General features: G+C 70.2%; 14 protein-coding genes and 1 tRNA gene. 4 read left to right on the forward strand and 11 right to left on the reverse strand.

All coding sequences use genetic code 11. The annotated features are described in order from the left end of the window. Positions 1-49: 49 nt before the first annotated feature. Positions 50-135: transfer RNA gene (locus ASG12_RS09285), tRNA-Leu, on the forward strand. Positions 136-158: 23 nt separating this feature from the next. On the opposite strand, the gene ASG12_RS09290 is transcribed toward ASG12_RS09285, so the two are convergent. Then, positions 159-695, reverse strand: a complete 537-nt coding sequence (locus ASG12_RS09290; protein WP_235456463.1) for a gluconokinase — start codon at positions 693-695, stop codon at positions 159-161. A gap of 102 nt (positions 696-797) precedes the next feature. Here ASG12_RS09290 and ASG12_RS09295 point away from each other — a divergent pair, with 102 nt between their 5' ends. The 3 genes from ASG12_RS09295 to ASG12_RS09305 are packed head-to-tail and all read left to right on the forward strand — an operon-like array spanning position 798 to position 3,730. Further along, on the forward strand, positions 798-2,195 hold the full coding sequence (locus tag ASG12_RS09295; RefSeq protein ID WP_055789414.1) for an SDR family NAD(P)-dependent oxidoreductase: 1,398 nt from the start codon (positions 798-800) through the stop codon (positions 2,193-2,195). After that, positions 2,189-2,692, forward strand: a complete 504-nt coding sequence (locus ASG12_RS09300) for a mycothiol transferase (protein WP_055788484.1) — start codon at positions 2,189-2,191, stop codon at positions 2,690-2,692. The genes ASG12_RS09295 and ASG12_RS09300 overlap by 7 nt, the downstream gene beginning before the upstream one ends. A 9-nt stretch (positions 2,693-2,701) precedes the next feature. Then, positions 2,702-3,730 (forward strand): nucleoside hydrolase, encoded by a 1,029-nt coding sequence (locus tag ASG12_RS09305; RefSeq protein WP_443089083.1) that lies wholly within the window; start codon positions 2,702-2,704, stop codon positions 3,728-3,730. Here ASG12_RS09305 and ASG12_RS09310 read toward each other — a convergent pair. From ASG12_RS09310 to meaB, 10 genes are all read right to left on the reverse strand, one after another. Then, positions 3,718-4,854: an MSMEG_0565 family glycosyltransferase gene (locus ASG12_RS09310; RefSeq protein WP_055788487.1), complete on the reverse strand. Its 1,137-nt coding sequence runs from the start codon at positions 4,852-4,854 to the stop codon at positions 3,718-3,720. The genes ASG12_RS09305 and ASG12_RS09310 overlap by 13 nt on opposite strands. Before the next feature lie 11 nt (positions 4,855-4,865). Next, positions 4,866-5,789 carry a carbon-nitrogen hydrolase family protein gene (locus ASG12_RS09315; RefSeq protein ID WP_055788490.1) on the reverse strand — a complete coding sequence of 308 codons (924 nt, stop codon included), beginning with the start codon at positions 5,787-5,789 and terminating at the stop codon, positions 4,866-4,868. A 25-nt stretch (positions 5,790-5,814) separates the two neighbouring features. Beyond that, positions 5,815-7,269 (reverse strand): MSMEG_0567/sll0787 family protein, encoded by a 1,455-nt coding sequence (locus ASG12_RS09320; RefSeq protein ID WP_082501825.1) that lies wholly within the window; start codon positions 7,267-7,269, stop codon positions 5,815-5,817. 1 nt (position 7,270) lies between these two features. Further along, the gene (locus tag ASG12_RS09325; protein WP_055788492.1) at positions 7,271-8,326 is read right to left on the reverse strand and encodes an MSMEG_0568 family radical SAM protein; all 1,056 of its coding nucleotides are present in this window, start codon (positions 8,324-8,326) and stop codon (positions 7,271-7,273) included. 9 nt (positions 8,327-8,335) lie between these two features. After that, the gene (locus tag ASG12_RS09330; RefSeq protein WP_045822735.1) at positions 8,336-8,860 is read right to left on the reverse strand and encodes an MSMEG_0572/Sll0783 family nitrogen starvation response protein; all 525 of its coding nucleotides are present in this window, start codon (positions 8,858-8,860) and stop codon (positions 8,336-8,338) included. Positions 8,861-9,005: 145 nt separating this feature from the next. After that, positions 9,006-10,475: an AMP-binding protein gene (locus ASG12_RS09335; protein WP_162243420.1), complete on the reverse strand. Its 1,470-nt coding sequence runs from the start codon at positions 10,473-10,475 to the stop codon at positions 9,006-9,008. A gap of 13 nt (positions 10,476-10,488) precedes the next feature. Continuing rightward, complete coding sequence (locus tag ASG12_RS09340; protein ID WP_055788498.1) at positions 10,489-11,805, reverse strand: MSMEG_0569 family flavin-dependent oxidoreductase; 1,317 nt, start codon at positions 11,803-11,805, stop codon at positions 10,489-10,491. Continuing rightward, positions 11,802-12,131, reverse strand: a complete 330-nt coding sequence (locus ASG12_RS09345; protein WP_055788500.1) for an MSMEG_0570 family nitrogen starvation response protein — start codon at positions 12,129-12,131, stop codon at positions 11,802-11,804. Before ASG12_RS09345 ends, ASG12_RS09340 begins: the two co-directional genes overlap by 4 nt. Further along, positions 12,124-13,029, reverse strand: coding sequence for a carbon-nitrogen hydrolase family protein (locus ASG12_RS09350; protein WP_055788503.1), 906 nt, complete (start codon positions 13,027-13,029; stop codon positions 12,124-12,126). The genes ASG12_RS09345 and ASG12_RS09350 overlap by 8 nt, the downstream gene beginning before the upstream one ends. A 171-nt stretch (positions 13,030-13,200) precedes the next feature. After that, positions 13,201-14,193, reverse strand: coding sequence for a methylmalonyl Co-A mutase-associated GTPase MeaB (gene meaB / locus ASG12_RS09355; protein WP_045822730.1), 993 nt, complete (start codon positions 14,191-14,193; stop codon positions 13,201-13,203). Positions 14,194-14,216: the final 23 nt, after the last annotated feature.

Below are 14,216 nucleotides of genomic sequence, written 5' to 3' on the forward strand. Positions count from 1 at the left end.
GGTCGGTTAACGTAGTCCGGCACTCACACGGGCGTCATCGCCCGTACATGTCCGGGTGGCGGAATGGCAGACGCGCTAGCTTGAGGTGCTAGTGTCCTATTAACGGACGTGGGGGTTCAAGTCCCCCTCCGGACACACTCTTTCGGCTCTCGCCGGTCTCACGGCACCATTTCTCGCAAGGCCTTCTCCACGGCATCGATCGTGTCGTCGACCGATCCCGCCGTCGCCACGCGAACCCCCCGTTCGTCGGGCTCGAGGTCCTCCAGCGTCGCGAGCTGCGACTCCAACATGGTCACCTTCATGTAGTGCCCCGTCCGCCCCTCCAGGCGACGCCGCAGCTCGTCGGTCGGCGCGGTCAGGTGCACGAAGACGACCCCGGCGCGTGCCCGGGCGATCCGGTCCCGGTACGCACGGCGCAGCGCCGAACACGCGAACACCGTCGGGTCACCGTCGCCGTGTCCGTCGAGCCACGCGACGACCGCGTCGAGCCACGGCGCCCGGTCGGCGTCGGTGAGGGGATGCCCGTTCGCCATCTTCTCGATGTTCGCCGCCGGATGGAGGTCGTCGGCGTCACCGAACGGACGCCCCAGTTGTTCGGCGAGGCCCTGGGCGATGGTCGTCTTCCCCACTCCGCTGACGCCCATGACGCAGAGGTGAGGGCCGGCGATCGGGTCCGCGGAGCGCGTGTCGGTCACGCCACCCTTCTAGCACAGCGGAGCGACGTCGAGACGGTTCGTGCCGGACGCAGGGTCTCTCTACACTGGCCTCCCGTGACCTCACCGATCGATCCTGCCGACATGGCCACGGTCCGGCGCGTCCTCGATCAGGTGGCGACCATGGACACGGGGCATCCCGACTCGATCGAGGTGCAGCGCGCGGTGGCCCACATGTTCAAGCTCGCCAAGAGGTCGAAGAAGAAGGCGCGTCACGCCGAGCGCCTCGCCGCCGACCGCGCCGTGTTGGGCGCCACCGCGACCGGGTCGGCCGATCGCATCGACGACGAGACCGCCGGTGTCGGTCTGTCGGGGGACGGCACCGGTGTCGCCGGGCACCTCATCCGTCCGCAGGCCTGCTACATCTGCAAGACCGAGTACACCGAGGTCAACGCGTTTCACCATCAGCTGTGTCCGGATTGCGCCGCGGACAACCGCGCACGTCGCAACCAGCGCACCGATCTGCGCGGCCGCCGCGCCCTCCTGACCGGGGGTCGCGCCAAGATCGGCATGTACATCGCGCTGATGCTGCTCCGCGACGGCGCCGAACTGACCATCACCACGCGGTTCCCCCGCGACGCCGCCCGCCGGTTCGCCCGACAGACCGATGCCGACGACTGGCTGCACCGACTCACCATCGTCGGCATCGACCTGCGCGACCCGGCGCAGGTGGTCGCCCTCGCCGATTCGGTCGCCGCGCGTGGCCACCTCGACATCCTGGTCAACAACGCCGCGCAGACCGTCCGTCGGTCGCCGGGGTCGTACCGCTCCCTCGTCGACGCCGAGGCCGCTCCCCTGCGCGGCGCCGCGGCGGCCATCCCCGCCCTGACGATGGGCGACAGCTCGGAGCTGCACCCCAACGCCCTCGCCGGCGGGTCGAGCTCCGACGCGGCCGCGGAATCGTTGGCGGCCCTGGCGATGACGGCCGGCTCGGCGTCACCGGCGCGCATCGCCGACGGCACGGCCGTCGACGCCGGCGGACTGCTTCCCGACCTGGTGAGCTCCAACAGCTGGGTCGCGTCGGTCGACCACGTGGACCCGCTCGAACTCCTCGAGGTCCAACTGTGTAACAGCGTGGCGCCGTTCATCCTGCTGTCGCGCCTCACCCCGTCGCTGCGGGCCTCACCCGCCCGACGCAAGTACGTGGTCAACGTGTCGGCGATGGAGGGCATCTTCTCGCGCGGCTACAAGGGGCCGGGACATCCGCACACGAACATGGCGAAGGCGGCCCTGAACATGTTGACCCGCACCAGCGCCGGGGAGTTGTTCGACGACGGCATCCTGGTGACCGCGGTCGACACCGGGTGGATCACCGATGAGCGTCCGCATGAGTCGAAGATGCGTCTGGCCGACGAGGGCTTCCGTGCACCGCTCGATCTCGTCGACGGCGCGGCGCGGGTGTACCACCCGATCGTCGACGGCGAGAACGGGATCGACCTCTACGGCTGCTTCCTCAAGGACTTCGAGCGGTACCCGTGGTGACCGATACCCTGCACTCGGCCGCGGCGACGATCATCGATGAGACGTTGGTGTCGATGCGGACGATCGTCGCCGATCTCGGCGACGGCCTCGTGAACACGACCCCGTCACTGCCCCAGAAGAACTTGCCGCAGACGAATTCGCCCTACGCGATCGTGTTCCACTGCGTCGAGCTGACGAAGTTCTGGGCCGGCAGTGTCATCGGCGGTGAGCAGATACCCCGTGACCGCGCCGCCGAGTTCCGTGCCACCGGCACCGCCGCGGCCCTGTGCGACGCCGTCGACGACGTGCGGACACGCGTGAGCGACTGGCTGCACATCGCCGTCACCGAGGGGGTCCGCGACCGCGACGTACGAGGGTCGACCCGCACCGCCGACATCGCCGAGGCGACCCCGCAGTGGATCATCCTGCACATCCTGCGCGAGCTCGCCCAGCATCTCGGCCAGCTCGAACTCACCCGCGACGTCCTCCTCGACGCCGTCGACACACCCGGCGGATAGTGTGCGCGGGTGACCGTGCACCCCATCGTGTTCGACTGCGACACCGGCATCGACGACTCCCTGGCGCTGCTCTACCTGCTGTCCCATCCCGACGCCGACCTCCTCGCCGTGCTCTCCACGGCCGGCAACGTGCCCGCAGACGTGGTGTGCGCCAACAACCTCGCCTGGCTGGAGCTGTGCGACCGCGACGACATCGAGGTGTGCCTGGGTGCGTCGGCGCCGTTGGTCGCGGAGCTGATGACGACCGAGGACACCCACGGTCCCCTGGGCATCGGCTACGCCGACCTGCCGCCCGCACCCCGTGCACCGTCGTCGCGATCGGCCGCCGACGCCTGGATCGAGATCACCGCGGAGCGACCGGGCGAGGTCGTCGGGTTGGTCACCGGGCCGTTGACCAACCTCGCGCTGGCCATCGAGCGCGATCCCGACCTGCCGTCGCGTCTGCGACGGCTCGTCGTGATGGGCGGCGCGTTCCACCACCCGGGCAACACGACACCGACCTCGGAGTGGAACGTCGCCGTCGATCCCGAGGCCGCCCAACGGGTGTTCGCCGCCTTCGGTCGCGACGGTGCACCGACTCCCGTCGTCTGCCCCCTCGACCTCACCGAGACCATCGTCATGACCCCCGACCACCTGGGTCGTCTGGCCGCGCAGGCGGGCAGCGCCCCGGTGGAACAACCCTCGGTGACCGACGAGCGCGGTCTGCGCTCGGTGGCCGACAACCGGGTGGTGCGCCACCTCGTCGACGCGATCCGGTTCTACTTCGAGTTCCACGCCGACCACGACGAGGGCTACATCGCCCACATGCACGACCCGTTCGCCGCCGCGGTCGCCCTCGACCCCTCCGTGGTCACCACCCGGCCGGCTGTCATCGATGTCGAGCTCGCCGGCACCCTGACCCGCGGCACCACCGTCGCCGACGAACGCGGGATGTGGGGACGAGATCCCAACGCCGCCATCGCGACCGCGACCGATCCCGATGCCTTCTTCGACGACCTGATCGATCGGATCGCCGGACTCGCGGCTCAGGTGCGCTGAGCGTGACGGGAGTGGGCCGGGCGCGGGTGTGCGGCGTAGAACTCGAGATGTCGAGCCGCGGCGGTCTCCCAGGTCATCGACTGCGCGAGGGCGCGGCCCGCGTCGGCGCGGCCGGTGTCGGTGCGGTCGGGGTGTGAGGTGATCGCCTCGTCCAGCTCCCGGGCCAGCTCCTCGACGGTGGCGGCGTATCCGACGGTGTCGCCGAACACCTCTCTCAGCACCGGCAGATCGCGGGTGACGACCGGACGACCGGCGGCGAGTGCCTCCATCGCGGCGAGTCCGAAACCCTCCTTCACCGACGGGAACGCGAACACCTCGGCGGATGCGACGAGTGCGGGGAGTTCGTCCTCGTCGACGGTGCCCAGCACGACCGGTGCGACCGCGAGTTCGGCGCCGCGTCGGTCGAACGCCTCGCGGTACTCGCGGTAGTCGAAGAGCGTCTCACCGCCCGCGAACACCAGGGCGACGTCGGGGTGCGAGATCTGCAGCTGCGCATACGCTTCGAGGAGGTCGATGCTGCCCTTGCGGGGTTCGATGCCGCCGACGGCGAGGATGTGGCGGCCGAGTCGGTCGCGCCATCGATCGCGCCCGGCGGTGGCCGCGGGGGTGTCGGTCGCGGCGGCGGCGAACCGCTCGGCGTCGACGCCGTTGGCGATCACGGTCGGGTGGAGACCCCAGCCCGCGGTCACCTCCGACGCCACCGCCGCCGACACACAGATGTGGGCGTAGGGCTCCGCGATGGCCTTCTCGTGGCAGTCCGCGAGCACCGGGGTGGTGAAGGTGTCGAGGTGGTGCACGGTGCGGATGCACCGGCCCACGGCGTTCGCGCTGATGCAGTCCTGGGCGTGCACGATGTCGTGGTCGTCGGGGGTGAAGGCGCGACGCATGGTGTCGATGGACCGGACGATCCGCTCGGTGACGGTCTCGCCGTCGACGGCCGGGAAGTCGACGAGCCGCAGGCGGACCCGTGGATCGACGGCGCGGAAGAAGCCTCGGTCGCCGGCGCGGGCCAACGACCACACCGTCACCTGCGCGCCGGCGTCGACGAGCGCCTCGGCGAGGTTCAGGGTGTGGACGACCCCGCCGCGCGGCTTGGTGGAGTAGGTGATCAGGGCGATGTGCACGGGGCTGCTCCCTAGTTCGTGGGCAACGTCTGCGGCGCCGCAACCGGCCCCGCGCCGGTCGGTGCCGCGGGAACGTAGGTGTCGGGTCGCCGTTCGGCGAGATGGTGCAACACCTTTCGTGCGCGGGTGATCTCGGTCTCGACATCCATCGTCACCGTGGCCATACCGCCCTTCGATCGGGTCGTGGCGAGGATCTCGCCACCGGGACCGACGATCTTCGCCTGGCCGAGGAACCGCAGCGACCCCATCACGCCGGTCTGGTTCGACGACACCAGGACAACCTGGTTCTCCGCCGCGCGGGCGGCGTCGTAGAGATCGAACAGTCGCGACTGCCGGTCGGCGGGCAGCCGTGAGGCGCGGTCGGTGACGCTCGCCGGCCACGCCGACAACGCGGCGATGACGTGGGCCCCGTCGACGGCGACGGCACGGGCGGCCTCGGGGAAGGTCTTGTCGTAGTCGATGAGCATCCCCATCCGCCCGACGGGGGTGTCGAAGGCCGTGAACCGATCGCCGGCGGTGTAGGCGATCGACTCCCCCGCGGGTTGGTGCACCTTGCGATGGGTACCGAGGATGCCGTCGCCGCTGACGCAGACCGCGGAGTTGTATCCGCTTCGCGGGGGGGAGTTGTACCCGCTGCGTGCGGCGTCGGGTCCGTCGTCGGAGACCTCGGCGTACCCGACACACACGGTCATGTCGCCGGCCGCGGCGATGATCGCGGCGATCTCGGGTCCGTCGGTGGCGAGCACCGGCGGCAGTTCGGTGAGGTCGGGACTGCGCAGGTCACCGATGTACCCGCCCAGGCTGGCGTCGGGGAACACCAGGAGATCGACGCCGTCGCGACGCGCGGACTCGATGATCCCGACCACCTTCGCGACGCTGCGCTCGAGGTCGCGACCGAAGTGTGCGGCGACCGCACCGATGGTGATCGGCGCCATCAGCGCCGACCTGGGTGATCGGGGGTCACGCGCGACCCAGTCCGGTGACCCCCGAGTTCACCGCGGTCGTCGTCACACCGTCCGGCCAGCGCAGGCGCACACCGGGGGTCGCGGTCAGCCGTCCGCACACCGCGCTCACGACATCCCTCGGCAGTCCCGCGGGCGCCGCGGTACCCGGGCGGTCGGCGGTGAGCATCGCGAATCCGGGGAAGCACGTCAGCCAGGATCCCATGTCGACCCCGCCCGGACGGGGAACGGCGGCGACGTCGATCTCCGCGCCGGTCCCGCACGCCTCGGCCAGCATCCCGGTGGTGCCCGCGATCCCGGCCATGCTGACGTCCTTCGCCGCGCGCGGGTCGAGTTCGCGCACCATCGCGTTCATGGCGCGGAGGTCGTGCGGGGTCCGCGTACTCGTCGAGTCCCATTGCCCGCCGTGGTATCCGGGTCGCCATCCGCCACTCACGTCGACGGTCACCCGGAGGTGGTCACCGACATCGGCACCGCCGGCCGGGACGGGTCGTCGGGTGGTGCCCAGTGCGGTCACCGACAGCGACGCGGGCACCCCGAGCTGGGTGTGGCCGCCGAGAACCGGCACACCCCACGCGGAGGCGGCACCGGCCATGCCCCGCACGATCCGGGTCAGTTGGGATCGTGTGGTGGCGCCGACGGCATCGAGGAGGCCGGTCGGTGTGGCCCCCATCGCGGCGAGATCGTTGAGGTTGACCAACACCGAACACCAGCCGGCCCATTCGGGGTCGCGGTCCACCATCGAGGGGAGGATGGCGTCGCAGGCGGCGACGATGTCGCTGCCCGGAACGGGTACGCCGTCGTCGCCGGTGAAACCGGCCGGACCCAACCCACCCGGTTGCTGTCGGAACGGTGCCAGGGCCTCGGCGAGGAACGACTTGGTCCGCTCGGCGACGCGCTCGATGCGCCGCGGATCCCACCGCATCCGGACGTGGGGTCGGCCGCCGATCTCGCACACACCGACGTCCTGCCAGCCGAGGTGGGCGAACATCCGGCGGTGTGGTCGCTGCACGGTCGCCTCGAAACGCAGCACCCCGCGTTCGGAGGCATGCGCGCACGCCGCGCGCACCAGCGCCGGACCGATGCCGGCGTCGTGGCGTGAGCGGTCGACGACCAGGCGGCTCCCGGTCCACCACCCGATGTCGGCTGTGTCGATCCCTGGTCTGTGGTCGATCCCCCACCCGTGCTGCGGCGCGAGGCGTACCCCGCCGACCACGGTTCCCTCGGCGGTGACGGCCACGAGCACGAGGGTGCGCGGGTCGTCGTCGATGTCGTCGATGTCGCTGCCCGAGAACACCTTCTGCTCGTCGACGAACGCCTCGCGGCGCAGTTTTCGGTAGGCGTCGTGGTGTGCGGGGGTCGTCGCGGGGGTGATGAGGAAGCCGACCCGGGTGGCGTCGAGACCCCGCGGCAGCCCCGAGAGGATCGACATCTCGGCGGTCGGCGGACGCATGTCAGCCGCCGACGTTCGGCAGGATGCTGCAGGCGCCGCAGGCGGCGCAGCCCGCGTTTTGATCCGCGCCGCTCATCCCGGACAGGCGCAGGTGTTCGGCGACGCCCCGCGAGACCTTTTCCAGGACAGCGGCATCGGGTGCACGGGCGCCGTCGACGTCCACGGCGAGGGTGCCGGGGTGCGGGCGGAACGGCACCACGAACGGATAGACGCCGGCGTCGATGAGCTCGCGCGCCCCGGCGACCATCTCGTCGGCGTCCTCGCCGAGACCGACGATCAGGTAGGTCGAGACCTGGTTGCGCCCGAAGACGCGCACCGCCTCCGTCCACGCCGACCGGTACTCGGAGAGCGCGACGGTGGCCTTGCCCGGCATCCACCGCCGTCGGACGTCGTCGTCGAGCGACTCGACGTGGATGCCGATCGACCGGGCGCCGGCCTCGTGGAGTTCGGTGATCGTGCCGAGATCCGCGGGCGGCTCGCACTGCACCTGGATCGGGAGATCGGGAACCGCCGCACGCACCGCGCGCACACACCGCGCGAGATGTCGGGCGCCACGGTCGTTCCCGGCCGAGGTGCCGGTGGTCATCACCATCTGCCGCACGCCGTCGAGCCGGACCGCGGCCTCGGCGACCTCGGCCAGCTCGTGCGGCTTCTTCACCGCGACCGTGGCCCCCGACCGCAGCGACTCCTCGATGGAGCAGAAGCGGCACCGTTGGTCCTCGCCGTAGCGGATGCAGGTCTGCACCACCGTGGTCGCCAGCACGTCCCGCCCGTGCAGCTTCGCCAGCTTCTCGTAGGCGACCCCGTCCGCGGTCTGCAGATCGTAGAACCTCGGACGGTCGACCGCCGAGACGTCCAGACCGGTGTCCACGCCGTCGAGCAGCACCCTGTCCCCGTCGAACACGAACGGGCTCAACGGGTTGCGCGGGATCGCGGCACTGAGTCCGTCGATGACGAGATGTCCGTCGTCGCTGGGTCCGGCGCCGGGTGACCGGGTGACCGGGGCGTCACCCCGGAATCCGAGCAGGGCGAGATCGACGCGCGTGGATACCGACATGTCCGTCTCCTAGACCATGTACGTCGAGTTGATGATGGCGCCCTTGCGCGCGTAGTGGATGAGCGCGTCCTGCACGTCGAGGGGGTGGGCGGGGATGACACCCTCGATCAGGTCCTCCTCGCGCCCGCCGTGCAGCGCCAGGCCGAAGCGGCAGCAGTAGACCGTCCCGCCCTCGGCGATGAACGTCTCCAGCGAGCCGTTGATGTTCTGCTCCCCCGGGAAACCGGAGTCGCCGGTGGTCGGGAATCCACGTGTCGCCGAACAGTTCATGGCACCGGGACCGTAGAAGTAGATGGCCGACTCGAAGCCCTTGCGCAGCGCACGGGTGGCCTGCAGGACGGCGACGAAGCTCACCGACGACTCGTGGGCGATGCCGTGTACGAGGGTGAAGTAGGTCTCCCCGTCCTCGGCCTGGTAGTCGGGGAACAGCTTCGTCGAGCCGTAGATGTTCGACCCCTTGGGAAGTGAGGGGTGCGGGATCTCGGCGAGAGACTTCGCGATGTTCTCGGCGATCTGGTCGTCGATCTCGGACATGGGTCCTCCTGGAGGTGAGGAGATGACGAGAGGTGTCATCTCAGCGGTTGTCCCGACTGGTTCGATGTCGAGTACATACGGGGGCCGTTTCCGGCTGGTTGTGCGTGGAACAACGCGTTGTTACGCAATCGATCCCGCGTTGCGATCAGGTTTCGCCGATCGCCCCGGCGCCGACCGTCTCGGGCAGGGACGAGCGGCGCACCTTGCCGGCGGCGTTGCGTACCGGCACACGGCGCACGGTGATCGGTCCGGTGGCGCAGTGCGCGGCGAGCTGCGCGCGGGTGAAGGTCTCGATGCTGTGTCGGCCAACCTGCGCGTCACCGATGTCGACCACCGCACACAGCCGTGACTCGCCGTCGGCCGTGCGCGACCCGTAGACCACGGCCTCGCGGACGGCCGGGTGTCCGACGATGCCCTGCTCCAGCCGGGCGGGATACAGGTCGGTGCCTGCGCAGGTCACCACATGCGTTCGGCGGTCCACGACGCGAAGCCACCCGCCCTCGTCGAGGGCACCGATGTCTCCGAGGGTGTCCCATCCCTGTTCGTCGCGGTGGGAGTCGGCCCCGAGGTAGCGATAGCGCGATCCCCCGGATCGACGCATCCAGATCTCGCCGATCTCGCCCGTGTCGGCGCGACTGCCGTCGTCGCGTCGGATGCACAGCTCGGTGTCGCCGAGCGGCCGCCCGACACTGCCGGGATGACGAAGCCAGTCGACGCCGTCGATCATGGTGATGCCGTTGGACTCGCTGCCGGCGTAGATCTCCACCACCCGCTGCGGACCCACCAGATCGATGAGCGCGCGCTTGTCGGCCTCGGGACAGGGTGCACCCAGGTGGAGGACGGTCTCGAGCGAGTCGAGATCGGCGCCCGACCGCCGGGCGGCGTCGGACCGGACCAGGCGATGGATCTGGCTGGGGGTGAGCATCATCCACGTCACCCGGTGCTCGGCGACGATCGCCGGCAGGGTGGCGACGTCGAGCGGGTCGGCGAGGACGAGGCTGTGGTCGGTCATCACGCCGCGCAGGGCGTAGGTGAAGGTCGCCGAGTGCCACATGGGTCCGGTCACCAATGCGACTGCCGACCGTGGCAGGAACGCGGGGGTCGCGGCGTCGGGATCGAACCGCGCGGGTGCGGTCGCCTGCACCACCTTCGGGGTCCCGGTGCTCCCCGAGGACGTCGGTGCCTTCCAGCTCGCGGCCCACCGATCCTCGACCGGACCGTCCAGCACCGACGACGGCGGGACGGCGCCGGCCGGCCACCACGGGACGGTGTCGTCGACCGGTGGTGCGCCGACGACGAGCGCGGGCCGCGCGACGGCCTCCACGGCGGATCGTTCGGCGGTCCGCAGGTCCGGAGCGAGAGGCTGCGGTGTCGCCCCGCACTTCCAGATCGCCGCACACGTCACGACGAACTCGACCGAGGTGGGCAGGGCGACGGTGACGAGGTCGTCGGTGCCGACGCCGAGCCCTGCGAAGACCCGCGACAGACGATTGCTGCGCCGGTCGAGCTCGGATGCCGTCACACGCTCGCCGGTGTGGTGGTCGGTGATGAGCACGCGATCAGGGTGATCGGCGGCCCGATCGGCGATCAGACGGCCGATGGACTTCTCCGTCACACGGTGCCTCCCGTCACCGACCGACCGCCAGGCGCAGCGGTCCACCGCGACCGGCCGTGCGGTCGGCGATGATGTCGGCGACGTGGCCGGCGTCGCGATCGATACCGAGGAACCGCCCCGAACCCCACGTGTGCATCCACGGCAGTCCGATGAAGCTGAGGCCGTCGACAGCGGTGATCCCGCGGGTCTGCATGGGTCGCCCGCCGCCGTCGAAGGCGCTGGCCTCGATCCACCGGTAGTCGGGCCGGTACCCGATGGCCCAGATGATGGTGGTGACGCCGGCGGCGGCGAGATCGAGTTCGGTGGGATCGGCGTCGGGCTCCCACACCGGCGTGTACCGCGACGGCGGTGGTGCGTCGACGCCGCTGCGTTCGATGTGGGCGTCGATGTCACGACAGATGGAGTTGTAGACGGCGTCGGCGGCGTCGAGCGATGCGGTGAGCGTGGGTGCGAAGCGCAGCGTGCTCCCCTGACCGTCGACGAGGGTGCCGTAGAGGCCCATCCCCTCGCGGGCGAAGGCGCGCAGGTCGACGTCGCGGCCTCCGTCGCGACCGGTGACGTAGTGGTTGGTCTTCTCCCGCGCCGCGGCGCCGCCCGGGTACTGCCGGGCCGGGACGTCGTAGAGGCCCATGTCGGCCAGCCAGGTCATGGCGTCACGCCCGCGGTAGAAGCGCGCGACCCGGGGTGCGTTGCCGATCGCGAGGTGGACCTCGCGGCCCTCGAGATGGAGGTCCTCGGCGATCTGCGCACCGGACTGGCCCGATCCTACGACGAGGACCGCGCCGGGTGGGAGTTCGCCGGCGTTGCGGTACTCCTCGGAATGCATCTGGTGCACCGCGGGATCGATCGACCCGGCGAAGGGCGGGACCACCGGGATCGGGTAGCCGCCGGTCGCGATCACCACCTCGTCGCACGACAGCGTGGTGATCTCCCCTGCCGACTCCAGTGTCAGTTCGAAACCGCCGTCGGCTCCGTGCGCCAGCCGCGTCACCCGGGTGTGGGTGATCAACGGCGGTGCGAAGGTCTCGAGCCATCCGGCGAGCCAGTCGACGACCTCGTCGCGGGTCATGAACCCGTCCGGGTCGGTGCCGTCGTAGGCGTATCCCGGCAGCCGGCAGTGCCAGTTCGGGGTGACCAGGGTGAAGTTGTCCCAGCGGGTGTCGGCCCACTGGTGCATCGGTGTCCGTGCCTCGATGACGACGTGGTCGACGCCGCGGTCGGCGAGGTGCCAACTGACCGACAGGCCCGCCTGGCCGCCGCCGATGATCGCGACGGGGATCTGCTCGGGTGGTTGCTGCTGATCACGCTCGAGGCGTGCCGCGATCGTCATGACACACTCTGCGATCGACGGCCGGCGGGATCCGGGGTGTCGAGCGGGGGGTGCATCTGCGCGACCGTGACGACCGCGTCACCGGCGAAACGCGCTGAGCGGGAGACGATCTGCTCGCTCGTCGCCATCGCCGAGGTGCAGGCGAAACCGTACTTGGCACGCACCCGTTCGGAGGCGGTGTCCAACGCCGAGACCGATCGGCGCACGAAGTCGTCGACGGTGTAGCTCGCGCCGTCGGTCAGGTGATCGTGCATCACCAGGCTCGGTGAGTAGCAGCGGTCGACGCTGCCATCGGGCCAGCGGACATCGAAGGTCATCTCAGGCACGGGACAGTTCCTTCCATGCCGCGGTGTGGTCGGTGTCGGTGAGTGCGCCGTACACGTCGGGGCGCCGGTCGCGCAGGTGGAACATCCCGCCGCGCATCGCGCGGAAGGTCTCGTCGATGTCGACCTCGGCGACGGCCATCCCGCTGCCGAGGAGGGTGGTGGCGAGGATGTTGCCGCCGGGGTCGACGACCTTGGCGTTGCCGACGTAGCGCAGCGAACCGAAGGTGCCGGACTGGTTCGAGGCGATCCAGAAGACCTGGTTGTCGAGGGCTCGGGCCTGATCGAAGAGGTTGAACCGATGAGTCCAGCGGTCCTCCTGCAGGTTCTCCGCGGTCGCGGTGCGGGCGGCCGGCCACGCCGACAGGCTCGCGATGATCTCCGCGCCGTCGAGCGCCATGGTGCGTGCGGCCTCGGGAAACGCCTTGTCATAACAGATCTGGAGCCCCACCCGCCCGACCGGCGTGTCGAACACCCCGTACTCGTCGCCTGCGGAGTACGACATGTTCTCCCCCAGTGGCTGATGCACCTTGCGGTAGCTGCCGTAGACCTGTGTGCCGTCGAGCACGGCGGCCGCGTTGTAGCGGACCTCGCCGGTACCGTCGGGTGCGGACCCGAGTTCGCAGAAGCCGATCGCGACGACCATGTCGCCGACAATCTGCTGGACCCGGCGGATCTCCGGGCCGTCGAGGGTGATGGCCGGGGGAAGGGACCGCGCGGTGTTCTTCACCGTGTCGCCGTGGTTGCCCAGCGAGGAGAGATAGCCGCCGATCGCGGCCTCGGGGAACACGAGGAAATCGACGCCCCGCTCCCGCGCCTGGGCGACCATCGTCTCGATGAGGGCGTAGTTCTGGTCGAGGTCGCGGGTGAAATTCGCGGACACTCCTGCGATGGTCGTCATGATGGTTCCTCGTCGTGGGTTGGATCCGAGTGGATCTGGTCCGGGTCTCGATCTCGGAATCCAGTACACGGGTGAGGAATTGCGTGGTGGTTGCGCCCAGAACAACGCCGCGCTGCCTGGTGCTCACAGCCGTAATGTCGCCGAAACGTCCGGCGCGCAGAGCGGACGCGGTCAGCCGCGGTCGTCGAAGGCGGTGACGATCTCCAGCGCGGCCAGCGCAGGGGTCAACGACCCGTCGCGCACCTGCGCCTCGACGCGGGCACGGGTGGCCCGCACCGTGGGATCGGTCCCGAGACGGTGCATGAGCGCGTCGGTCACCATCGCCCACATCCAGTCGACCTGTTGTTGGGCCCGCCGCGACTCGAACCGGCCCGCGTCGGCCAACACCTCGCGGTGACGGCAGACGGTGTCCCAGAACTCCCGCACGCCGGTGTTCTCCAGTGCGCTCATCGTGAGGACCGGCGGGAGCCACAGCGCATCGTGCGGATAGAGGAGCCGCAGCGCCCCACCGAGTTCCCGCGCCGCCGATCGTGCCTCGCGTTCGTGCTTGCCGTCGGCCTTGTTGACCACCACGATGTCGGCGAGTTCGAGGACGCCCTTCTTGATGCCCTGCAACGAGTCGCCGGTGCGCGCGAGGGTCAGGAAGCAGAAGCTGTCGACCATGTTCGCGACGGTGACCTCGGACTGGCCCACCCCGACCGTCTCGACCAGGACGACGTCGAAACCGGCCGCCTCGAGCAGCACGATCGTCTCCCGCGTCGCCTTGGCGACACCGCCGAGCGTGCCCGAGGTCGGCGACGGCCGGATGTAGGCCTGCGGGTGCACCGACAGCTGTCCCATCCGGGTCTTGTCGCCGAGGATGGAGCCACCGGTACGGGTCGACGACGGGTCGACGGCGAGCACCGCGACCTTGTGCCCCTGCTCGATGAGGTACATGCCGAGCGCCTCGATCGTCGTCGACTTGCCGACGCCGGGAACGCCCGTGATCCCGACGCGATACGAGCGGCCGGCGTCGGGCGTCAGCTCCAGCAGCAGTTCCTGCGCGAGCGCACGGTGGTCGGCGCGGGTCGACTCCACCAGGGTGATGGCCCGGGCGAGCTGCGGACGACGATCGGCCCGGATGTCGTCGGCGAGCGTCGCGGGATCGATGGGTACGGGAGGCATCAGCGCGGCGGGGGGCCGTCCCG

The sequence above is a fragment of the Williamsia sp. Leaf354 genome (assembly GCF_001424365.1).
Lineage (GTDB): Bacteria > Actinomycetota > Actinomycetes > Mycobacteriales > Mycobacteriaceae > Williamsia_A.